The 21,575-nt window shown below is 44.4% G+C and carries 19 protein-coding genes, 2 tRNA genes, 1 rRNA gene and 1 pseudogene; 8 read left to right on the top strand and 15 right to left on the bottom strand.

The genetic code is table 11. The features are described 5' to 3' along the window. Nucleotides 1-15: 15 nt before the first annotated feature. Nucleotides 16-921 (bottom strand): hydrogen peroxide-inducible genes activator, encoded by a 906-nt coding sequence (locus tag R7R78_RS21275; RefSeq protein ID WP_005383681.1) that lies wholly within the window; start codon nucleotides 919-921, stop codon nucleotides 16-18. 199 nt (nucleotides 922-1,120) lie between these two features. Here R7R78_RS21275 and R7R78_RS21280 point away from each other — a divergent pair, with 199 nt between their 5' ends. The 3 genes from R7R78_RS21280 (at nucleotide 1,121) to ppk2 (ending at nucleotide 3,606) form a co-directional block, all read left to right on the top strand. Beyond that, on the top strand, nucleotides 1,121-1,732 hold the full coding sequence (locus R7R78_RS21280) for a peroxiredoxin C (protein ID WP_005381738.1): 612 nt from the start codon (nucleotides 1,121-1,123) through the stop codon (nucleotides 1,730-1,732). A gap of 283 nt (nucleotides 1,733-2,015) precedes the next feature. After that, a complete protein-coding gene (locus R7R78_RS21285) occupies nucleotides 2,016-2,759 on the top strand; it encodes a copper homeostasis protein CutC (RefSeq protein ID WP_406707383.1) in 744 nt (247 codons plus the stop codon). 70 nt (nucleotides 2,760-2,829) lie between these two features. After that, nucleotides 2,830-3,606: a polyphosphate kinase 2 gene (ppk2, locus tag R7R78_RS21290; RefSeq protein ID WP_225474209.1), complete on the top strand. Its 777-nt coding sequence runs from the start codon at nucleotides 2,830-2,832 to the stop codon at nucleotides 3,604-3,606. 62 nt (nucleotides 3,607-3,668) lie between these two features. Here ppk2 and phoU read toward each other — a convergent pair whose 3' ends face one another. From phoU to R7R78_RS21310, 5 genes and pseudogenes are all read right to left on the bottom strand, one after another. Further along, complete coding sequence (gene phoU / locus R7R78_RS21295) at nucleotides 3,669-4,367, bottom strand: phosphate signaling complex protein PhoU (protein ID WP_005381744.1); 699 nt, start codon at nucleotides 4,365-4,367, stop codon at nucleotides 3,669-3,671. A 30-nt stretch (nucleotides 4,368-4,397) separates the two neighbouring features. After that, nucleotides 4,398-5,216 (bottom strand): phosphate ABC transporter ATP-binding protein PstB, encoded by an 819-nt coding sequence (pstB, locus tag R7R78_RS21300; protein ID WP_005381745.1) that lies wholly within the window; start codon nucleotides 5,214-5,216, stop codon nucleotides 4,398-4,400. Between the two features lie 2 nt (nucleotides 5,217-5,218). Beyond that, nucleotides 5,219-6,532, bottom strand: a complete 1,314-nt coding sequence (pstA, locus tag R7R78_RS21305; RefSeq protein ID WP_406707384.1) for a phosphate ABC transporter permease PstA — start codon at nucleotides 6,530-6,532, stop codon at nucleotides 5,219-5,221. A gap of 128 nt (nucleotides 6,533-6,660) precedes the next feature. Then, nucleotides 6,661-6,892: pseudogene (locus tag R7R78_RS29995) on the bottom strand (phosphate ABC transporter, permease protein PstA); the annotation flags it as partial. 30 nt (nucleotides 6,893-6,922) lie between these two features. Next, complete coding sequence (locus R7R78_RS21310; RefSeq protein ID WP_225474210.1) at nucleotides 6,923-9,127, bottom strand: ABC transporter permease subunit; 2,205 nt, start codon at nucleotides 9,125-9,127, stop codon at nucleotides 6,923-6,925. A 207-nt stretch (nucleotides 9,128-9,334) separates the two neighbouring features. Between R7R78_RS21310 and ppk1 the strand changes: the two genes are divergently transcribed. After that, nucleotides 9,335-11,425 carry a polyphosphate kinase 1 gene (ppk1, locus tag R7R78_RS21315; RefSeq protein ID WP_005381748.1) on the top strand — a complete coding sequence of 697 codons (2,091 nt, stop codon included), beginning with the start codon at nucleotides 9,335-9,337 and terminating at the stop codon, nucleotides 11,423-11,425. Continuing rightward, on the top strand, nucleotides 11,409-12,914 hold the full coding sequence (ppx, locus tag R7R78_RS21320; protein ID WP_225474211.1) for an exopolyphosphatase: 1,506 nt from the start codon (nucleotides 11,409-11,411) through the stop codon (nucleotides 12,912-12,914). The genes ppk1 and ppx overlap by 17 nt, the downstream gene beginning before the upstream one ends. Nucleotides 12,915-12,948: 34 nt before the next feature. On the opposite strand, the gene R7R78_RS21325 is transcribed toward ppx, so the two are convergent. From R7R78_RS21325 to phoB, 3 genes are read right to left on the bottom strand one after another with little or no spacing between them, the layout of a single operon-like run. Beyond that, complete coding sequence (locus R7R78_RS21325) at nucleotides 12,949-13,908, bottom strand: PstS family phosphate ABC transporter substrate-binding protein (protein WP_085569938.1); 960 nt, start codon at nucleotides 13,906-13,908, stop codon at nucleotides 12,949-12,951. After that, nucleotides 13,908-15,206, bottom strand: a complete 1,299-nt coding sequence (gene phoR, locus R7R78_RS21330) for a phosphate regulon sensor histidine kinase PhoR (RefSeq protein WP_225474212.1) — start codon at nucleotides 15,204-15,206, stop codon at nucleotides 13,908-13,910. Before phoR ends, R7R78_RS21325 begins: the two co-directional genes overlap by 1 nt. 40 nt (nucleotides 15,207-15,246) lie before the next feature. Beyond that, the gene (gene phoB, locus R7R78_RS21335; protein WP_005381752.1) at nucleotides 15,247-15,936 is read right to left on the bottom strand and encodes a phosphate regulon transcriptional regulator PhoB; all 690 of its coding nucleotides are present in this window, start codon (nucleotides 15,934-15,936) and stop codon (nucleotides 15,247-15,249) included. Nucleotides 15,937-16,160: 224 nt separating this feature from the next. On the opposite strand from phoB, the gene rdgC reads away from it, so the two are divergent. The 3 genes from rdgC (at nucleotide 16,161) to R7R78_RS21350 (ending at nucleotide 18,898) form a co-directional block, all read left to right on the top strand. Then, the gene (gene rdgC / locus R7R78_RS21340) at nucleotides 16,161-17,075 is read left to right on the top strand and encodes a recombination-associated protein RdgC (protein ID WP_225474213.1); all 915 of its coding nucleotides are present in this window, start codon (nucleotides 16,161-16,163) and stop codon (nucleotides 17,073-17,075) included. Between the two features lie 165 nt (nucleotides 17,076-17,240). After that, entirely contained in the window at nucleotides 17,241-18,641 is a 1,401-nt protein-coding gene (gene yegQ / locus R7R78_RS21345) for a tRNA 5-hydroxyuridine modification protein YegQ (RefSeq protein WP_154204828.1), read from the top strand. A 2-nt stretch (nucleotides 18,642-18,643) separates the two neighbouring features. Beyond that, nucleotides 18,644-18,898, top strand: a complete 255-nt coding sequence (locus R7R78_RS21350) for a YfhL family 4Fe-4S dicluster ferredoxin (protein WP_005381763.1) — start codon at nucleotides 18,644-18,646, stop codon at nucleotides 18,896-18,898. A 42-nt stretch (nucleotides 18,899-18,940) separates the two neighbouring features. On the opposite strand, the gene R7R78_RS21355 is transcribed toward R7R78_RS21350, so the two are convergent. The 6 genes from R7R78_RS21355 to rrf form a co-directional block, all read right to left on the bottom strand. After that, complete coding sequence (locus tag R7R78_RS21355; RefSeq protein ID WP_005381765.1) at nucleotides 18,941-19,249, bottom strand: hypothetical protein; 309 nt, start codon at nucleotides 19,247-19,249, stop codon at nucleotides 18,941-18,943. 323 nt (nucleotides 19,250-19,572) lie between these two features. Then, the gene (mepA, locus tag R7R78_RS21360; RefSeq protein WP_017633932.1) at nucleotides 19,573-20,409 is read right to left on the bottom strand and encodes a penicillin-insensitive murein endopeptidase; all 837 of its coding nucleotides are present in this window, start codon (nucleotides 20,407-20,409) and stop codon (nucleotides 19,573-19,575) included. Between the two features lie 12 nt (nucleotides 20,410-20,421). After that, on the bottom strand, nucleotides 20,422-20,754 hold the full coding sequence (locus R7R78_RS21365; protein ID WP_225474214.1) for a DUF1904 domain-containing protein: 333 nt from the start codon (nucleotides 20,752-20,754) through the stop codon (nucleotides 20,422-20,424). Between the two features lie 446 nt (nucleotides 20,755-21,200). Beyond that, a tRNA-Trp gene (locus R7R78_RS21370) sits at nucleotides 21,201-21,277 on the bottom strand. Between the two features lie 35 nt (nucleotides 21,278-21,312). Continuing rightward, nucleotides 21,313-21,389 (bottom strand) — tRNA-Asp (locus R7R78_RS21375). A 77-nt stretch (nucleotides 21,390-21,466) separates the two neighbouring features. Next, a 5S ribosomal RNA gene (gene rrf, locus R7R78_RS21380) occupies nucleotides 21,467-21,575 on the bottom strand; the annotation flags it as partial.

Below are 21,575 nucleotides of genomic sequence, written 5' to 3' on the forward strand. Positions count from 1 at the left end.
GGCTAATACTAATAGCTAAAGCAGCTCTGAAACGACTTCTGCAAGTTGATTAAATGTTTTCGTTCTTGACGAGCTCGGACGCCAAACTAAGCCGATTTCGCGATAAGCTTGTTTACCAGGAGGATCGATCACGACTAAATTCTGGTTATGCAGCAAGCCATGGTCGATAGCCATTTGAGGAATGAACGTTGTTCCCAAACCATTCGCAACCATTTGCACCAGTGTATGGAGGCTGGTTGCCGTAAACGGATTGATTTTTTCTTTGTCTGTTAATTTACACGCTGATACCGCATGTTCCGTTAAGCAATGTTCTTTCTCTAGTAGAAAGACGGATTCGTCAGGTAAATCCGCGTAACGAATCGGCACAGGGACCGATTGGGCTTGATTAGCGCTTATAACCATTCGAAACGGATCCTTACCCACTACTCGGCTTTCCATCCCATCAATTTCGACTGGTAACGCTAAAATAAGCACATCCAGCTCACCATGTCTGAGCGCTTGAAGTAAGTTTGTCGTCGTGTCTTCTCTTAATAAAAGATTCAGTTGTGGAAAACGGTAGTTCACCTCTTGTACCAAATCACACAGTAAAAACGGAGCAATTGTTGGTATACATCCTACTTTTAGCTGGCCTTGCATATCGTCGCCTTGGCACATACGTCCAAGCTCGACCAAATCTTGCCCTTTTGCTAACAGCTCTCGCCCCTGCTTTACTACCATTTCTCCTGTTTGGGTAAAAACCAGTGGACTTTTCTTATCTTTCTTTTCATATAAGGGACAACCAATCAATTCCTCTAAGTTTTGAATACCCTTACTTAAAGTCGACTGACTGACAAAACAACGCTCTGCAGCGTCACTAAAATGTCTTGTTTCATGCAGTGTGACTAAATAGTGTAACTGCTTCAAACTGGGCCATTTATTCATAACTGTATTTGTATCTACCGCCGTTCCAGTGATCGAGTTAAGAGTTTTGTTATTATCGTTTTTTTCGATTAACTCAATCTATTTATTTCGCTTTTTTCAATACTACAATCTGTACTATAGTTTGTCTCGTACAAACACGAACCAAACCGACACAACTGAATTCGGTTTGGAGCTAATCATACTTTTTAGGAGCAAAAAAATGGTACTAGTAGGTCGTCAAGCCCCTGATTTTACTGCAGCAGCTGTTCTAGGTAACGGTGAAATCGTTGAAAACTTCAACTTTGCAGAGTTCACTAAAGGTAAGAAAGCAGTAGTATTCTTCTACCCACTAGATTTCACTTTCGTTTGCCCATCTGAGCTAATCGCATTCGACAACCGTCTAGCTGACTTCCAAGCTAAAGGTGTTGAAGTAATCGGTGTTTCTATCGATTCTCAGTTCTCTCACAACGCATGGCGTAACACTGCTATCGAAGATGGCGGTATCGGTCAAGTTAAGTACCCACTAGTTGCTGACGTTAAGCACGAAATCTGTAAAGCTTACGACGTTGAGCACCCAGAAGCAGGCGTTGCTTTCCGTGGTTCTTTCCTAATCGACGAAGAAGGCGTTGTACGTCACCAAGTAGTTAACGACCTACCACTAGGCCGTAACATCGACGAAATGCTACGCATGGTTGACGCTCTTAACTTCCACCAGAAGCACGGCGAAGTATGTCCTGCACAATGGGAAGAAGGTAAAGCAGGTATGGACGCATCTCCAAAAGGTGTTGCAGCGTTCCTATCTGAGCACGCAGCTGACCTAGGCAAAAAATAATAGACCTTCACCCTAGCTCAACGGGTGTGATGGTTGGATGTATATAAAGCAATAAGCTAATGCGGAAAACCGCAAACGCCAATCAGTCTAAGTAAAGTCCTATCAAAGCCCAGAGCCTCTGCTCTGGGCTTTCTTTTTCCTTCAGATAAACCGCCAAAATGAGGTAACGCTTTAGCGTAAACTTTACCTCTATTTATCATCTCCTCCATACAGATTCTGCTTACTGGCCCTGTTAATATCTTAGCCACAACACTTATTTGTAACGTTAGCAGGATGAATGAACGTGGTTACTCACCTAGAAGTCTGTATTGATAATATTGAATCTCTGCACTACGCCATTGCTGGCGGCGCCACTCGGATTGAACTTTGCTCCTCTTTGGCTTTAGGCGGACTAACACCCAGTTATGGTTTTATGCAGCAAGCGGCTAAGCTTTCGAGTGTTCCAGTTTATGCCATGATCCGTCCACGCCAAGGTGACTTCTTCTACAATGAAGAAGAGATCGAAATGATGCGTTGGGATATTGAAGCGGCTCACCAATCAGGCTTGAGCGGTGTCGTGTTCGGCGTGCTCACTCAAGACGGTGATATTCATATGCCTTACGCGGCTGCGCTGTGTGAATTTGCTCAAGCGCTTGGCTTAGGCGTGACCTTCCATCGTGCCTTTGACCAGTGTCGTGACGCTGAAAAAGCTTTGGAAGAAGTGATCAGCTTAGGTTGTGAACGTATTTTAACCTCCGGTCTTGCGCCTTCAGCACCACAAGGGATCGATGTGCTTAGAGCTTTGGTTAAGCAAGCCCAAGGACGCATAGCAATCATGGCGGGTGCTGGCGTTAATGCGAGTAACGTACGTGCGTTAGTAGAAGACACTCAAGTTCCTGAAATCCATCTGTCAGGCAAAACCACACGCCCTAGCCAAATGACCTTTGTTGCTGAACAAAGCAAAATGGGCGCATCCGATGTCGATGATTTTTTAATCCCCATCACAAGTACACAAGCCATTACCGATGTCGTAGCAGCTCTCAAATAGACCACCGTAACCTCACACGCATAGCTTTTGAGTGCTAACATATTGTTTATCAAGGAGTGAGGAAAGGTGTATGTCTAAATTGAAGAAAAAGGAATACGAAAAGGAGCTCAAAAACCTTCAAGTTGAGCTCGTAAAACTTCAAGAGTGGGTCAAACACAAAGGGTTAAAAGTGGTTGTTCTGTTTGAAGGCCGTGATGCTGCGGGCAAAGGCGGAGTGATAAAGCGAATTACAGAAAAGCTAAACCCGCGTGTTTGTCGCGTAGTGGCTCTGCCTGCACCGACCGAAAAAGAAAAAACGCAATGGTACTTCCAACGTTACGTCGCTCATTTACCATCTGCTGGTGAAATCGTTTTATTTGACCGAAGTTGGTATAACCGAGCAGGTGTCGAAAAAGTCATGGGGTTCTGTACTCCAGACGAATACGAGGAGTTTTTACGCTCTTGCCCTGAATTCGAGAGAATGTTGCAACGCTCTGGGATTATTCTGATTAAGTATTGGTTTTCGGTTTCAGACGAAGAGCAGGAAAAACGTTTTCTAGGTCGAATTAATACGCCGATCAAACGTTGGAAATTCAGCCCCATGGATTTGGAGTCACGTCATCGCTGGGCGGAGTATTCGGAAGCAAAAGATAAGATGTTTGCCTATACAGACACGAAAAGCTGCCCTTGGTGGGTCGTCCCTTCAGATGACAAAAAGAAAGCGCGCTTGAACTGTATCAGTCATTTAATAAGCCAGATTGATTACAAAGCACTTGAGTACTCACCCATCAAATTACCTGAACTCAATAAAGAAGGTTACGTCAGAGCGCCCATTGATGATCAGACCTTCGTTCCTGATAAATATTGACGTGCTTTCCTTCTCTCTAATAAATAGACCAGCCTAAAAGCTGGTCTATTTATTGAAGTCAGTTACTTCAGTACGTCATCAATACTTTGATCACCTAGATGGCGTACATCTTTCCCTTTCACGAAGTAAATAATGTATTCACAGATGTTCTGGCAGCGGTCCCCCACGCGTTCAATCGCGCGCGCCGACCACATCACTTGCAGAATATTAGGGATATTTTTTGGATCTTCCATCATGTAAGTCATCAACTGACGAATCACCGCTTCATACTCGGCGTCTAGTTTGTCATCTTGTTTATGCACCTCTGCTGCCGCTTCTACATCCATGCGGGCAAACGCATCTAAAACCTGATGCAGCATGTTAATTGCCTGACGGCAGAGAGGCTCTAACGACACTTGGAATTGTCGTTCTTTTGATGATGGGCTTTCGATGGCAACGTAAGCAATGCGTGTCGCCACATCACCGATGCGTTCTAAATCAGTGATCGTTTTGATGATAGCCATGATTAAGCGCAAGTCTTTTGCCGTTGGCTGACGCTTAGCAATAATGCGTGTACAGGCGTCATCGATCGAGACTTCCATCGCATTCACTTTATGATCGTCACGCACAACCTTACGCGCCAGTTCGATGTCTTCTTTATGCAAGGCTTGAATAGCATACGAAAGCTGCTGTTCTACCAAGCCCCCCATGGTTAATACATGAGTACGAATCGATTCTAGCTCTACGTTAAATTGTCCTGAAATATGACGTCCAAAGTGCATGATGTTCCTTATTCCGTATAGAGTCGCGACTTAACCGTAGCGACCCGTAATGTAATCTTCGGTCTGTTTCTTCATTGGCGAGGTGAAGATCGAATCCGCGTCAGAGTATTCAATTAACTTACCCATATGAATGAATGCTGTATGATCGCTCACTCTCGCCGCTTGTTGCATGTTATGAGTAACGATAACGACAGTATATTGAGTCTTCAGCTCATTGATAAGCTCTTCAATAGTTAAAGTTGAGATTGGATCCAACGCTGATGTTGGCTCGTCCAATAACAGGACTTCCGGCTCAATCGCCACCGCGCGCGCAATGACCAAGCGCTGTTGCTGCCCCCCAGATAAGCCAAATGCGTTCTCATGCAAGCGGTCTTTTACCTCATCCCACAACGCCGCCGAGCGCAAGGATCGCTCCACTGCGTCATCTAAACTACGGCTGTTTTTTACACCTTGTAAGCGTAAGCCATAAACTACGTTTTCATAAATAGACTTAGGAAATGGATTGGGTCTTTGAAACACCATCCCTACTCGGCGTCGAAGTGTCGCAACATCGACATTAGGATGATAAACATTCTTGCCATGGAGACGCACTTTACCTGTGACTCGACACCCTTCCACTAAGTCGTTCATGCGATTGATGCAACGTAATAACGTCGACTTTCCACACCCTGAAGGACCGATAAAAGCGGTGACTCGCCCTTTGGGAATTCGCATCGAAATATCATGCAGCGCCTGAGTTTGACCATAGAACAGATTAAGGTTCTCGATTGAGATGGCTGTTTGTTCATCCGTTAAATTATGAACGTCCAATGGTGGCTCATAACCTAATGTACTATCAAAATTAAACATACTTAATCTTGTCCTAACGTTCTGTATTTTTCTCGTAAATTATTGCGAATACTGATTGCTGTTAAGTTTAGCCCGACAATCACTGTCACGAGTAAGAAAGAGGTGGCATAAACTAATGGTCGCGCCGCTTCGATGTTGGAGGTTTGAAAGCCAACATCGTAAATGTGAAAACCTAAATGCATGAACTTTCTATCCAAATGCACATAAGGGAATTGTCCGTCAACCGGTAAACTGGATGCCAATTTCACAACCCCCACCAGCATCAGTGGCGCTACTTCGCCAGCTGCACGTGCAATCGCAAGGATCAAACCTGTGATAATAGCTGGCGTCGCCATAGGTAAAACCACGCGCCATAGCGTTTCGAACTGAGTTGCACCAAGCGCCAGAGAGCCATGTCGTACTGAACTCGGAATACGAGTTAAACCTTCTTCAGTCGTCACAATCACAACTGGAAGCGTCAGCACGGCAAGAGTTAGTGCAGACCATAACAACCCCGGCGTACCAAAGGTTGGTGCCGGTAGCTTCTCCGCATAGAATACGTTGTCGATAGAGGCACCTATCGTATAAACGAAGAAGCCTAAACCAAACACGCCATAAACAATCGATGGAACACCCGCTAGGTTTATAACTGCAATACGAATCACTCTGGTTAGAGCGTTATTCTTAGCGTATTCATGTAGATAGATAGCGGCGATCACCCCAAGTGGCATCACAATGATCGACATAATGAGTACTAAGAAAACCGTACCAAATATCGCAGGGAACACGCCTCCTTCGGAGTTTGACTCTCTTGGATCTTCAGATAAAAACTTCCAAACCTGTTTTCCCCAATGCATGACTTTATCAGGCAGTGACATTTGGTTTGGATACCAGTAGTCCAAAATATCTTCGAGCGGAATCGATACTTGTAACCCGGTCATATCCTCGGCAATCAAGGCGTAGTCAGAGAGCTGAAGTCGTAAACCATCAAGTTGCAAATCTAACGTCGCAAGCGCTTTTTCTATCTGCTCTTTTTTCGTCTGATTTTCCTTTAAGAAGCTTTCTGTCAGCGTGTCATTCAATTCATGCTTGCGCTTTTCTAATCGCAACTGCTCTAGCTTCCAACCAAGCTCTTTAAGCTGATCGACCACCAAAGAATCAATCTCATGGCGCAGAGTTTCTGCATCATCAAGCTTTTTATTTAGTACCGATTGAATATCACTGGTGTATATATTATCGCCATCTTGAAACGCCACCAGCTTACCAAAGAAATAACCACCGCTACTGCGCTCTATCACCGCCCACTCTTTTGGCGTCGTGGGCTCATCCAACTGCATTTGTAATACGGAGATAAAATCGGCGGGGTACAACTCTCGGTTAGCGATTTTGATACTGAGTCGCGTGGCAAAATCTTCATCGTCTTCTAACTGTTGTGCTGCGCTTTCAGGCAAATAACTCTTCGGTACAAAGCTGCGCTCATACACCTGACCAATCAGAATAGTATTTTCATGTAGCACTTCGCCTTGTACAGGAGTCAGCGCTGCAACATTCCACTGATACAAGGGCGCTGGCCAAAAGTAAGTCAGGCCTTTCCAGCCGATAAGGAGTAACAACCCTAATACCGACAACAAACTGATGCTGACTGCACCGCCTGTTAGCCATATCCACGGTGCGCCAGAACGAATCCAATTTAACACGTTATTACTCGCTCTTTATTCAAACCATTATTACAACGCACGGTACTTATCTCTCAGTCTCTGACGAACCCACTCCGCAAGCGCGTTTACTGCAAACGTAAACACAAATAAAATCAATGCAGCTAGGAACAGCAGGCGATAATGCGAACTTCCAACTTCCGACTCTGGCAACTCAACGGCGATGGTCGCCGACAGGCTGCGCAATCCTTCCAAAATATTCCAATCCATTAATGGCGTATTGCCCGTTGCCATTAACACAATCATGGTTTCGCCAACAGCGCGTCCCAGGCCCATCATAATGGCAGAAAAAATACCTGGGCTTGCAGTAAGCAAGACAACATAGATTAAAGTTTGCCAAGGCGTGGCCCCTAATGCCAAAGAGCCATCCGATAAATGCTTCGGTACAGAGAAAATGGCATCTTCGGCAATGGTAAAAATCGTCGGGATAACAGCAAACCCCATCGCTAACCCCACCACCAATGCATTGCGTTGATCGTAACCAATACCATGCTCGGTTAAGAATAAGCGCATATCGCCACCAAAGAACGTCTGCTCAATCGTAGGCGAAATCCACACTCCAAGCCCAATCAGTACCAATATGACAGGCATGAGCACTAAAGCATGCCAACCATTAGGTAGACGATTCCGCAAAGGTTGCGGTATTAATGCCCATAGCCCGCCCATAATCATGGTGCTCAAGGGCAAAACAAACAGCATAACGACGATCGTAATCAAATGATCTTCGACAATAGGCGCGAACCACAATCCCGCGAGGAAACCAATGATCACCGTCGGCAGTGCTTCCATTAGCTCAATCGACGGTTTTACGACACGACGCATGCGTGGCGACATAAAGTAAGCCGTATAAATAGCACCTAGCACTGCGAGCGGTACTGAAAACAGCATCGCAAACATCGCCGCTTTTATCGTCCCAAACGCAATAGGTACTAGGCTGAACTTAGCCTCAAAGTTATCGCTCGCCGAAGTCGATTGCCACACAAATTCAGGCTCAGGATACCCTTCGTACCACACTTCTTGCCATAATGAAGACAATGAAATTTCCGGATAGGCATTGTCCACTTCCGCAACATTTAACGCATTATTTTGCCAAGTGATTAAGTAGCGTTCATTGTTAGACATTGCTGCGATTGCGGGCGCTTGATTGTACGCACGCTTAAACAACACCAGTTTTTCACTGGTTGTATAATGGCTTTGCAACGTGCCGTTGGTGTAAAAGCTATAAAATCCTTTTCGATGAGAATCCGGCAACAAATACTTAAGCTCTGATGCCAATTTAAAATCACGAATATGCGTTAACGTGCGTTTTTCTTCTTGCAGCGTATCAAACCATTGCGACACCCGACCATCGTTGTGCGTCACCAAAAGCGAGTAAGCACCAGCCAATAAGTCTATCGTACGAACGGAATGCTTCTTATCACCTTGAGTGAGATCGACCACCTCTCGCACAGCAAATTTACGTGCGGTTTTCTTTAACACGATCAACTCAGAGCCATCGCGCAAATAAAGCGTTTCACCGTCAGGTGTCAACAACATTTGCTGAGGCGTATTAAAGCCTGAAGAGAACGTAAAATCGATCGTTGTAGGAGGCGTACCCAAAGACGAAGCCACTTGCCAGCGAGCTTTCACTTCACCGCTTTGCTTCTGCCAAACAATCGTTGGTAAGGGCGTCGAAGCTGCAAATACAAACTGAGTCACAGGATCTTGAGGCGTACTTAGTGTCAGATCCATGCTGGTGTCTAGCTCAATCACTTCCGGAGGACGTGTATTTTCTCTCAATGTGGCATTAAATTCTGGCTTGAAAAGGTTCGCTTTACCCTGCCCATCAACAAATCCATACCAACCTAGCCCAGGAGCAGATTGAGAGAAAGCGACGGGTTTCTGGACGATTTGCTGTTTATACACCGCAGGTTTCGTAGGATCGTCCATCGACAAATATTGAATCTCACCACTTTGGGTTAGAACGAACGCGAGCTGAGCGTAATCATCCACTGAAATCGCAAGTGGTGTTTCAATATGAGTGGCTCGAATGGCTTGGTTGGTTTTGATCTCCGCATCAGAAAAAAGCGGAATGATCACCATGGCGAGGTAGACAAAGATCAAAATAAGCGCCGCGAGTACGCCGACACCACCGGATGTCACTGCAAGTCGAACTAAACGATCTTTTATCAGTCGTTTCTTATCTTTTTCCTGCAATGAAAACTCGGCTTGTGCCATTTAAATCTCTACCTTTTTTGACTTAGTACTAGAATATGTCGTTAAGATGACAATTATATTACAGATCACATTAAACACCTGAAAAGAATACAACTCTTATGCAATGCGTGGTATGAAATAAATCTGTAATGAAAATCTCATAATGTTCTCACTCATCCATTTTTCCAAGATGAGTACGTAATACTTCACTTTTGGCTAGGTAAGGTTATGAGCGCAGAAAAACTATATATAGAAAAAGAACTGAGTTGGTTGTCTTTCAACGAACGAGTATTACAAGAAGCTGCCGATAAAACCGTCCCTTTGATCGAACGTATTCGCTTTCTTGGGATCTTTTCCAACAATTTAGATGAATTTTACAAAGTACGCTTTGCGGACGTGAAGCGCAGAATCCTAATCAGCCAAGAGCGCGGTGGCAGTGATAGCCCTAAACGACTGTTAACCAAAATGCAGTCGAAAGCACTAAAGCTTAACGAACAATTTGATGAGCTTTACAGCGAATTGATTCGAGAAATGGCACGACGTCGCATTTTCTTGGTCAACGAACAACAACTGGATGAATCGCAACAAAAGTGGATCGCAAAATACTTCCGTAGAGAGGTAATGCCGCATATCACTCCCCTCCTAATGAAAGACGAGATCGATGTTCTGCAATTTCTCAAAGACGAGTACGCTTACATCGCCGTAGAACTGCGTAAAGAAGAACATTACCAGTACGCTCTGATCGAAATTCCGACCGATCACCTTCCCCGCTTTGTGATGGTACCAGAACAGAAAGGAAAGCGTCGAAAAACCATCATCTTACTTGATAATATTATCCGCCACTGTTTGGACGAGCTGTTCAAAGGCTTTTTTGATTATGATGAGCTTAGCGGCTATGCGATGAAAATGACGCGTGACGCTGAATACGATTTACGCAATGAAATCGAGTACAGCTTGCTTGAACAAATGTCAGAGGGTGTCAATCAGCGACTGACAGCAAAGCCCGTTCGCTTCGTCTACGAACGCGATATGCCGCCTCAAATGTTAGAGTTTCTGTGTAACAAACTTAATATCTCTAACTACGATAACCTTATCCCCGGCGGACGCTATCACAACTTTAAAGACTTCATCGGCTTTCCAAATGTTGGACGAGAATATCTTGAAAATAAACCTCTCCCGCCAATGAAATGTGCCGATTTCGAAGGTTATGCCAACAGCTTTGACGCGATTAAAGCGAAAGATATTCTGCTCTATTATCCCTACCACACTTTTGACCACATTAGTGAGTTAGTGCGCCAAGCCTCCTTCGATCCCAAAGTACTTAGTATCAAGATTAACATTTATCGCGTCGCGAAAGATTCTCGCTTGATGAACTCTTTAATTGATGCGGTGCACAACGGCAAAAATGTCACTGTGGTCGTCGAACTGCAAGCTCGCTTTGATGAAGAAGCCAATATCGAATGGTCAAAAGTATTAACCGAAGCGGGTGTGCACGTCATCTTTGGTGCGCCTGGTCTTAAGATTCACTCAAAGCTACTGATGATTAGCCGCCGCGAAGGTGAAGAAATTATTCGCTACGCACACATCGGCACAGGCAACTTCCATGAGAAAACGGCACGAATTTATACCGACTTCTCCCTGCTTACGGCAGATCAAGAAATCACTAATGAAGTCCGTAATGTCTTCGGTTACATTGAGAATCCATACCGACCAGTGAAGTTCAATCACCTTATGGTATCTCCTCGTAATTCTCGAACCCAAATCTACCGCTTAATTGATAATGAAATTGCGAATGCCAAGCTAGGGAAAAAAGCCGCTCTTACAATCAAGGTCAATAACCTAGTCGATAAAGGCATCGTCAATAAGCTTTATGGAGCAAGTACTTCCGGTGTAAAAATAAACATGATCATTCGAGGCATGTGCTCATTAGTACCGGGCATTGAGGGGATCAGCGACAATATTCGCATCATCAGTATTGTTGACCGCTTTCTTGAGCACCCTCGCGTGGTGATCACCCACAATGATGGCGATCCGCAAGTTTATATCTCCTCCGCAGACTGGATGACAAGAAATATTGATCACCGTATCGAAGTAGCTGTACCAGTCCGTGATCCACGTTTGAAACAGAGAATTATTGATATAACGAATATCCATTTTACCGATACAGTAAAGGCTCGTTTAATAGATAAAGAAATGAGTAACGCTTACGTACCACGAGGTAATCGCAAAAAAGTTCGCTCTCAAATCGCTATCTATGACTATCTTAAAAATATAGAAAAGCAAACTAGAAAACAAAATTCAGATGCCTCAAATACTTGAACAAGATACTCGCTACATTGCCGCGATAGACCTCGGCTCAAACAGTTTCCATATGGTGGTGGCCAAAGTTGTCGGCAGTGACCTACAACTGGTTAGTCGTCATAAACAACGTGTTCGCTTAGCATCAGGACTCGACAGTGAATTGAACTTAAGTCACGCCGCAATGGAGCGTGCGCTAGAATGCTTAGCCATGTTCGCTGAGAGGCTGCAAGGGCTTGATGAGTCAAATGTACGTATCGCCGCCACACACACACTAAGACGCGCTAAAAATGCCCACCTTTTCATCGAGCGTGCGAAAGAAGTGATGCCTTTCCCAATAGAAATTATCCCTGGAGAAGAAGAAGCCCGCCTGATTTACTTAGGCGTCGCGCACACTCAAGTAGAATCCAACTCCAAACTAGTCATCGATATCGGAGGCGGCAGTACCGAGATGATTATTGGACAAGAATTTGAGCCTGAGCTTCTCAACAGTAAACAGATGGGATGCGTCAGTTTTACAGAGCAATACTTTAAAAACGGCAAACTGTCAGGAAAAAACTTCAGCAAGGCGATGTTAGCTGCCGAACAAAAACTCGAGTCCATCGCTTCAACATATCGTAAAAAGGGCTGGGATATTGCTCTCGGCTCATCAGGAACCATCAAGGCGATTCAAGAAGTGCTAGTAGGATTAGGTTTTGAAGATGGCCTGATCACAGCGAGTCGACTGGATACACTTATCGAAACTCTGTGTAAATTTGATTCCATTGAAGATATTGAACTGGCGGGTCTAACAGAAGAACGTAAACCCGTATTCGCAGCAGGCGTAGCGATTTTGTCCGCGATTTTCAAAGCGCTTCGCATTGAGCAAATGTTTTTCTCCGATGGTGCTCTACGCGAAGGCCTGTTGTACGAAATGGAAGAACGTTTCGCACGCTCCGATATTCGCATGCGCACCACAGAAAATTTAGCCAACAAGCACCGAGTCGACTTAGAGCATGCCGCTCGTGTTAAGGGGCATGCACGTGAGATGTTATGTCAGGTACGCTCTGAACTAGGCATTAAGAAAAAGAGTGAGTTATTTGACTTACTAGAATGGGCAGCGTTGCTTCATGAAGTCGGATTAAGTATCAACTTGCGTAGTTTCCATCGCCACTCTTTTTATATTCTGTTGCACTCCACCCTACAAGGTTTCAACCGTGAGCAGCAATTAGTGCTTGCAACATTAGCTCGCTTCCAGCGTAAAGCGCTCAAATTGCAAGAACTACCAGATTTCAACCTCTATAAACAGAGTGACGTTATAAGCCTCATCAAAATATTACGACTTTCTATCGTATTAAATGGGCAGCGTAATGAAGATCCATTGCCTGATATCACCTTATCTATCAAAAATGGCGAATGGATTCTCACATGCACAGATGAAGCATGGCTAGAAAACAATAAATTACTTCACGCGGATTTACAGGAAGAACAAGAACGTTGGGACAGCGCGAAGTGGACACTCACTTTCTGATCTCGTACTGCCCATACCTAAATAAAAAGTCGGCTTACAGGCCGACTTTTTTTAACTCTTCTTCTGCAAAGTCTGCCGTAATGGGCACATAACCATCTTTCTCAACCAACGCTTGTCCCTGAGCAGAAAAGATAAAGCGAATAAACTCAGCTTCAATTGGTGTTAATGGGTAATCAGGGTGCTTATTCACGTAAACATATAAGTAACGTGATAGTGGGTACTTACCACTAACAATATGTTCTCGCGTTGGAGTCACGTAGTCATTTCCCATTTTAGCCACAGGGACTAAGCGCACGCCTGCCACTCGATAACCAACACCGGAATAACCAATTCCACTGATGGTTGACGCTACAGCTTGCACAACTGACGCGGAGCCTGGCTGCTCGTTAACTCGAGTCTTGAAATCGCCGCCACACAAGGCATTACTTTTGAAGTAACCATAAGTTCCAGAAACGGAGTTACGACCAAACAACTGTACGTTTCGCTTTGCCCACTGTGATTCAAGACCGAGTTGCTGCCAGTTTGTTACAAATTGACTTTCGCCACAGCGTAGCGTGGCGGAAAACAAAGCATCTAATTGACTAAAGTTAAGACCTTGAATTGGATTATCTTGATGAACAAAAATACCGATTGCATCGATGGCTACCCTAAGCGCCGTTGGCTTGTAGCCATGTTCACGTTCAAACGCTTCAATCTCTCTTAAACGCATAGGGCGACTCATGGGACCAAACTGAGCTGTTTGTTCGGTCAATGCTGGAGGGGCAGTAGAAGAGCCAGACGCTTGGACTTGCGCATTAATATTCGGGTAAATGGATTTAAACTCTTCAACCCAAAGCGTTGTCATACCCGCAAGTGTATCGGAGCCAACAGAGAGCAAGTTCCCGACAATCCCCGTCGTTTTATGATAACTCGGCAATGGTTTATCTTGAGCGGCAGCCATAAAAGAACAAACAAGCGCGAATAAACTGAATGTTTTTGCCAATCGTAAAGCCATTATTTCACCACCAAACGCTCAGGCAATACGAAAGAAAACTTACTGCCCACACCTACTTCACTGTGAATTTCTAAATGAGAGTCATGGTGACTCAGCGCGTGTTTTACAATGGCTAGCCCTAAACCACTTCCTCCAGTATCACGTGATCTTGCTTTATCCACTCGATAAAAACGCTCAGTAAGTCGATGGAGGTGCTGAGGTTCAATACCATCACCACTATCTTCCACCTCTAAGCATGCGCCTTGAGAGGTCTGGAACCAACGAACATTAATGTTCGCACCAGGCGGTGTGTATTTGACGGCATTATAAACGAGGTTAGAGATAGCACTACGTAACTGGTCATCATCGCCCAGCACGCGTAGGCTAGCATCAACATCAAATTTCAATTTATGTTGGTTGTCCCCACTAAGGCTAACCGCCTCTTTTTCTAACACTTCAAGCATCGCGGGCACATTCACGACTTCCTCAAGCTCATGCATAGGTGCCGCTTCAATTTTAGATAGTGTCAGTAGTTGGTTCACCAAACTGTTCATGCGGTTAAGCTGCTCCGTCATGACACCATGAGCTTTGCTCCACATTGGACCCACGACCATATCAGGGTCTTCAGTCATCTCCAAATAACCTTGTAGCACCGTCATTGGTGTACGCAGTTCATGAGATACGTTGGCAAAGAAGTTGCGACGCATTCCCTCAAGTTGTTTTAATTGGCTCACATCACGCACTACCATCAAGTGCTCACCCTCGGTATACGGTACGATACGCAATTCCAGCATGCGTTCGGCGTTGAGTGGTGAACGCATTTCTAATGGCTCTGAGAAGTCTTTCTTGTTGAGGTACTTGATAAAATCAGGTGTACGAATGAGATTGGAGATAGGTTGACCTGAATCTTCTGGCCAATGGAAGCCCAGTAAGTGCTGAGCCAGCTTGTTGCACCAAACAATATTTCCTTCAGCACGGAATACCACTACCGCATCGGGTAGCGATTCTGCACCATTTCGGAATCGACGAATAAGATTAGTAAGTTCTTTTCGTTTGCGGCGTTGGCGCTGTTGTAAGCGATACAACCCATTGAACAAAGATTCCCAGTTACCGCTACCTGACGGTGGCGTGAGACGTTTTTCATCCCATAACCAAGAAGATAAACGTACTTGGTTATGCAAATGCCACACAAGCTGCAATGCCGTAGCAGCCAAAAGCAACCACGGCATATAACCGAATATCCAACCTACTATCACCCATGGGGTGTAAAAAAAAGCCAGCTCCCAAGCCAGCTTTTTCCACGTTAATCTTTCAACCACTCATAACTCCAGAAATGGTACCGATAAGCTGCGTGTTAATTTATGCCTTCGTCGAGAAGCGGTATCCAGCACCACGAACAGTTTGGATCAGCTTATCATGCCCTGCAGCTTCCAATGCTTTACGCAGGCGGCGAATGTGAACATCGACCGTACGGTCTTCGACATACACGTTAGTGCCCCAAACATTGTTTAATAGCTGCTCACGGCTGTATACGCGTTCTTGATGCGTCATGAAAAAATGAAGCATCTTAAATTCTGTTGGACCCATGTCTAATGGCGCATCATTAGCCGTAACACGGTGCGATACAGGGTCAAGCTTCAATCCCTGTACATCAATTACATCTTCTAGTGCAGTAGGGGTAACGCGACGAATCACCGCTTTTAGGCGTGCAACCAACTCTTTAGGAGAGAATGGCTTAGTAATGTAGTCATCCGCACCGACTTCTAAACCGCGCACTTTATCTTCTTCTTCACCACGAGCGGTAAGCATCACAACTGGAATGTTGCGCGTTAATTCCTCTCGCTTCATATGTTTGATGAAGTTAATGCCACTACCGCCTGGTAACATCCAATCCAGTAAAACTAAATCAGGGAAGGGTTCAGCCAGTTTGGTTACTGCAGTATCATAATCTTCCGCTTCTACCGCTTGGTAACCTTTCTGCTCAAGTACGAAGCACAGCATTTCGCGAATAGGAGCTTCGTCTTCAACAACCAGAATCCTTCTAGACATAATTGAGTAACCTTATGTTCGTTGAGCTAATGAATTTAAGAGACAAAGCGCCTCTCTATGCATAAGCATTATCACTACCAATTATGACACTTTTGTGACCTTTGAAAACAAATTTTCATATAACTTTCTTTTGAGGTTCATTCGGATATTTTTCATTTCTATTAAGACATCAGCACAAAAATTCCCTATGATTAGTCCCTTGTCATCAAGCCTAGAGAAGATTTATGTGGTTTAAAAACTGTCTGGTATACCGCGTTAACCGCGAGGTTACTTTTAACGCCGAACAACTAGAAACTCAGCTGTCTGAATTCCGATTCACCCCGTGTGGCAGTCAAGACAAACAGAAATTTGGCTGGGTCAGTGCAATGGGTAGACATGGCGATATGATGACTCACGTGTCAGAAAACCGCATTCTGATTTGCGCCAAGAAAGAAGAGAAAATGCTACCTGCCTCTGTGATCAAAGAATCATTGAATGCAAAAGTAGAAGCAATGGAAGCGCAAGAAGGTCGTCCTCTGAAGAAGAAAGAGAAAGACAACCTGAAAGATGACATCGTAATGGATTTACTGCCGCGCGCATTCAGCCGCAGCAGCCACACTCACGTGCTCATCATGCCAAAAGAAGGTTTTATCCTTGTTGATGCAAGCAGCTATAAAAAAGCAGAAGATGTATTAGCATTGCTTCGTAAAACCATGGGTAGTTTACCTGTTGTTCCTGCTATTCCAGAAGTGGCGATTGAAACTACGCTAACCGAGTGGGTGAAAAGCGGTGACACACCTCAAGGTATCAGCATGATGGACGAAGCTGAGCTAAAATCCGTACTTGAAGAAGGTGGTGTGATTCGCTGTAAGAAGCAAGAGCTAACCACTGATGAAATCCGCAACCACATCGCTGCGGATAAAGTCGTGACGAAACTTGCGCTTAATTGGCAAGATCGTATTGAGTTCATTATGACGGAAGATGCAGGCATCAAACGTCTAAAATTCTCTGAGGAATTGAAAGATCAAAACGATGATATTCCACGTGAAGATCAAGCAGCTCGATTTGATGCAGACTTCTCTCTAATGTGTGGAGAGTTCAGTGCTTTCCTTCCCAACCTATACGATGCGCTAGGCGGCTTACCGAATCCTAACGCATAATATTGTATAAAGGTTAACCATAACGCCCTCACTTTTTTTGAGGGCGTTTTTCTATCTGAAGCACAATTACCCTAGTCACAGTTCACATTTTGACGTAAAATTTGCGCCCCATTTCCATTAGGTGGAATTGGCCTGACTTGTGATCAGATAAAAGAGAATTGAGCAATGACAACTGAGAAAGCATTCGTGCCTGAGCTACTATCTCCAGCGGGCAGCCTGAAAAACATGCGTTACGCATTCGCCTACGGGGCAGATGCAGTTTACGCTGGCCAACCTCGCTACAGCCTTCGCGTACGTAACAACGAGTTTAACCACGAGAACCTAAAAATCGGTATCGATGAAGCCCACGCCCTAGGCAAAAAGCTTTATGTGGTATGTAACATTCAACCACACAACTCGAAGCTAAAAACGTTCATCCGTGATCTTAAGCCAATCGTAGAGATGGGTCCTGACGCATTGATCATGTCAGATCCAGGCCTAATTATGATGGTTCGTGAAGCTTTCCCAGAAATGCCAATTCACCTTTCTGTACAAGCGAACGCTGTAAACTGGGCGACCGTTAAGTTCTGGGCAGCGAATGGCGTGGAACGTGTGATCGTTTCTCGCGAGCTATCTCTAGAAGAAATCGAAGAAATTCGTGAGCATTGCCCTGAAACTGAACTTGAAGTATTCGTTCACGGTGCATTATGCATGGCTTATTCTGGTCGTTGCCTACTTTCTGGCTATATCAACAAACGTGACCCTAACCAAGGCACTTGCACTAACGCATGCCGCTGGGAATACAAAGTTGAAGAGGGTAAAGAAAACGACACTGGTGACATCGTAGAGAAATTCGACCCGACTGAAGCACAGCCTGTCGAAGTACAAGACGAGCGCCCTGAAACCACAATTGGTCGCGGTAAACCAACAGATGAAGTCGTTCTACTTTCTGAAGCACACCGTCCAGAAGAAAAAATGGCAGCTTACGAAGACGAGCATGGTACTTACATCATGAACTCTAAAGACCTACGAGCGGTTCAGCACGTTGAACGCTTAACTAAGATGGGTGTTCACTCATTGAAAATTGAAGGTCGTACTAAATCGTTCTACTACTGCGCACGTACCGCTCAAGTTTATCGTAAAGCAATTGATGATGCTGTAGCAGGTCGACCATTCGATGAAAGCCTAATGGGTACACTAGAAAGCCTAGCTCACCGTGGCTACACTGAAGGCTTCCTACGCCGTCATACACACGATACTTACCAAAACTACGATTACGGTTACTCAGTCTCTGATGCTCAACAGTTTGTTGGTGAATTCACTGGCAAACGTCGTGGTGACATGGCTGAAGTAGAAGTAAAAAATAAGTTTCTTGTCGGTGATAGCCTTGAACTAATGACGCCAAAAGGCAATATTGTTTTCACGCTAGAGGCAATGGAAAACCGCAAATCAGAGTCTATTGAAGACGCGAAAGGAAACGGTCACTTTGTATTCATTCCAGTACCAGCAGAGCTAGATTTAGAATATGGCCTATTAATGCGTAATCTAAACTCAGGGCAGGACACCCGTAACCCGACAGGTAAGTAACCATGGCCTTGCTCATTACTGATAAATGCATTAACTGCGACATGTGTGATCCCGAATGCCCCAATGGGGCAATCAGTATGGGAGAGAGCATTTTCGAAATTGATCCAGCGCTATGTACAGAGTGTAAGGGGCATTACGAAAAGCCGACCTGTCAGTCAGTGTGTCCAATTACAAAATGCATAATCACTGATCCGAACCATGTCGAAACTGAAGAGCAGTTGCTTGAAAAATTCGTGATTATTCAAGGGTTAGCATAAGAGCAATTAGGTTCAACTTTGACATCAAAGTTGAACCTTTTCTCAACCTGATTTTTCAATAGGGATAATATTGCAGAATAGCTCTTTTTCAAAATGATACTCTAGTCTCTCACGCCAATTCTCCGCTTGAGAAACAGGTATTAAATAAAAGTTTTCTCGGCTCGTATCAGTAACGAAAGCCATCCCATATTGCATCAGCTCATAATGCACATCATTAACAAAACCCGGATCAAGGCGTTGACGCCCAGTCAGGTGATTCACATCCTCTCGAGTCAAAGAGACTCCTTTAGTATCACTGCTAAATCTGTGTCTTAACCACTCTGCAAATTCTTTTGCACAAATCATAGTCATGGTTTTGTCCTTGATTTACTCTTCTAACAGGAAAAGGGCATATCCCTGCCTTACACACTTGTCTGCGTTGTTATCGCTTTTTAGCCAACTGACAGACATATTGCTAAGAAACCAGAGTATCGTGACGAAAGATCTTTTTCTAAACAGAGAAGTTACAACTTACCCATACTACAACTCTTTGTTTAATTTGGATTTCTATAATATGTCCCCAAAACTAATTGGGTTAGTTTTTGTATTGGTACTATTCAATGTAGACAAAAGTATGATGTTTCTCCAGTTTCATAAAAGAGATCACCAAGTACAGATAAACCTGAAGAGTAACACTAATTAGGATTGATAAGCGGCAAGCATTGAGGTGGAACGACTTTTTTTCGTTTGGGCTTAGAGGTTGTTTTTACCCGTGGAGGGGTATCAATAGGTTTTGCTTTCGGGGCCCAACTTGCAAGCTCAACACCGCAGCCATCGCCTACTGGAGGTGGAGCTTGATCAACACAATAGTCGCTCGAATCAGGACAAGATAACCTGACGTGAAAGTGGTAATGATGCCCCCACCATGGACGTACTTTACGTAACCAAGAACGATCTTTGCCGTTTTCTTGCAAGCAAAGTTGCTCCTTAATAACAGGATGTACAAAAATTCGTGCAACATCCTTACTTTTTGAAGCGTACCGAATTAGCTTAAAGTGCCGTTCTTCCCAGCGATGATTAAGTATGGAATAACCTTTTAAATCCACCACACTCATGGGCTTAGGAAGTTGTAATTCGTTATAAGAAAGCGGTTGGTCAGCAAGCCTTAACCAGATATCGATATCTAACCCGGTTTGATGACTAGAATGACCAGAGGAGAACCTTCCACCTCTAGGTAAAGACAAATCACCAATCAACAGAGTGGTGTTGAGATTTTGATGAGCTTTAAGCGCCAGATTTTCAATAAACTCTATCGTTTTAGGGTGCCCATAGTAGCGCTTCGTTTTACTACGTAAGACTTGATAACCAACGCCATCGAGAGGCAAGGGTAATGCACCATCTAAACAACCGTTAGCATAACTACCAATAGAGGAGGAAGAGTTTCGGGTAGGATTAACCGCAGACTCCCAAGGAGTAGAACATACTGAAGCTGAGAAACATAAACCCAAAGTTACAATGAAACTCAGCCTCATAGCCTTTAACCTTTAGTAGTGTTCGCCATTATCGTAATAAGCTTTAGGAGATAAGGCGGAAAAGATAACTGCAACATCAATATTGGCACCAGCGATACCGCGCACTTGTTGCGTAATAAGCTTGGCAACTTCATCTTGCACTTCCTGGCCACGGTCGAACCAAAGCACTTCGACAAAAGGATATGCAGCACTCACCTCACCCTCATTGAAAAACGTAGTGTAGATATACTCAAAAGTAAAATCCTCACGCGGACAGTCCATTAGAGGCTGAAGTTCATCCGTAAGGGGTTTTGATAATGCCTGAACAGCTTGTGGCTCTACAGCACGGAATCGAAAATGTGGCATAAACTTACTTCCTAATTATTAGCATTAATGCATGATGATAACAGGAACCAAGTCAGTAATCATCCAAGCCAATGTTACCACTGACCTTTCAATAGATTGTGAATCAGATGTGCTCGATAACGAAGAAAAAGTGTTATGAAATTCGAAGGTAAAACAGAAAGAGCAAAGCGATACATCAACATTTAGTAATTACATTATACATTACTAGAAAATAAAACTATCTGAAGCAAAGATATGCCATATTCGTTAGAAATAAAAGAGTCCCTGACCTAAGCCAGAGCTTATGAGCATGGGGGATAGGTGAAGTGGACCAATACCCCGGAGATATGAGCTTTCAATCCCCCGATACTTTGGTATCAGAGGAATCGACAACTCTTCCAACTAGTCAGCTTCTCTTTTCTTCAAATGCAAAAAAGCCCCAGCATTACTGCTGAGGCTTTAGAGTATGGCAGGGGTGGAGAGATTCGAACTCCCAACACGCGGATTTGGAATCCGCTGCTCTGCCAATTGGAGCTACACCCCTGTAATTCGTGTTTATTGAGACGACGCTCAAATAAGTGGCGGAGTGGACGGGACTCGAACCCGCGACCCCCGGCGTGACAGGCCGGTATTCTAACCAACTGAACTACCACTCCGCAGTGGTATCACTCGCTTTAATAAGCAAGTGTCCGCTTTTGTCTTCACTTTTCGAAAAAGTGAAAATAAAACTAAAGCCTGGCGATGTCCTACTCTCACATGGGGAAACCCCACACTACCATCGGCGCTATTTCGTTTCACTTCTGAGTTCGGCATGGAAATCAGGTGGGTCCAAAACGCTATGG

This window comes from Vibrio sp. 2134-1 (genome assembly GCF_033339495.1).

Bases quoted from the DNA above. Each gene is read 5' to 3' on its own strand.
- R7R78_RS21275 (WP_005383681.1), bottom strand. From the start codon at position 921: ATGAATAAATGGCCCAGTTTGAAGCAGTTACACTATTTAGTCACACTG.
- R7R78_RS21280 (WP_005381738.1), top strand. From the start codon at position 1,121: ATGGTACTAGTAGGTCGTCAAGCCCCTGATTTTACTGCAGCAGCTGTT.
- ppk2 (WP_225474209.1), top strand. From the start codon at position 2,830: ATGTCTAAATTGAAGAAAAAGGAATACGAAAAGGAGCTCAAAAACCTT.
- phoU (WP_005381744.1), bottom strand. From the start codon at position 4,367: ATGCACTTTGGACGTCATATTTCAGGACAATTTAACGTAGAGCTAGAA.
- pstB (WP_005381745.1), bottom strand. From the start codon at position 5,216: ATGTTTAATTTTGATAGTACATTAGGTTATGAGCCACCATTGGACGTT.
- pstA (WP_406707384.1), bottom strand. From the start codon at position 6,532: ATGCAGTTGGATGAGCCCACGACGCCAAAAGAGTGGGCGGTGATAGAG.
- R7R78_RS21310 (WP_225474210.1), bottom strand. From the start codon at position 9,127: ATGGCACAAGCCGAGTTTTCATTGCAGGAAAAAGATAAGAAACGACTG.
- ppk1 (WP_005381748.1), top strand. From the start codon at position 9,335: ATGAGCGCAGAAAAACTATATATAGAAAAAGAACTGAGTTGGTTGTCT.
- ppx (WP_225474211.1), top strand. From the start codon at position 11,409: ATGCCTCAAATACTTGAACAAGATACTCGCTACATTGCCGCGATAGAC.
- R7R78_RS21325 (WP_085569938.1), bottom strand. From the start codon at position 13,908: ATGGCTTTACGATTGGCAAAAACATTCAGTTTATTCGCGCTTGTTTGT.
- phoB (WP_005381752.1), bottom strand. From the start codon at position 15,936: ATGTCTAGAAGGATTCTGGTTGTTGAAGACGAAGCTCCTATTCGCGAA.
- rdgC (WP_225474213.1), top strand. From the start codon at position 16,161: ATGTGGTTTAAAAACTGTCTGGTATACCGCGTTAACCGCGAGGTTACT.
- yegQ (WP_154204828.1), top strand. From the start codon at position 17,241: ATGACAACTGAGAAAGCATTCGTGCCTGAGCTACTATCTCCAGCGGGC.
- R7R78_RS21350 (WP_005381763.1), top strand. From the start codon at position 18,644: ATGGCCTTGCTCATTACTGATAAATGCATTAACTGCGACATGTGTGAT.
- R7R78_RS21355 (WP_005381765.1), bottom strand. From the start codon at position 19,249: ATGACTATGATTTGTGCAAAAGAATTTGCAGAGTGGTTAAGACACAGA.
- mepA (WP_017633932.1), bottom strand. From the start codon at position 20,409: ATGAGGCTGAGTTTCATTGTAACTTTGGGTTTATGTTTCTCAGCTTCA.
- R7R78_RS21365 (WP_225474214.1), bottom strand. From the start codon at position 20,754: ATGCCACATTTTCGATTCCGTGCTGTAGAGCCACAAGCTGTTCAGGCA.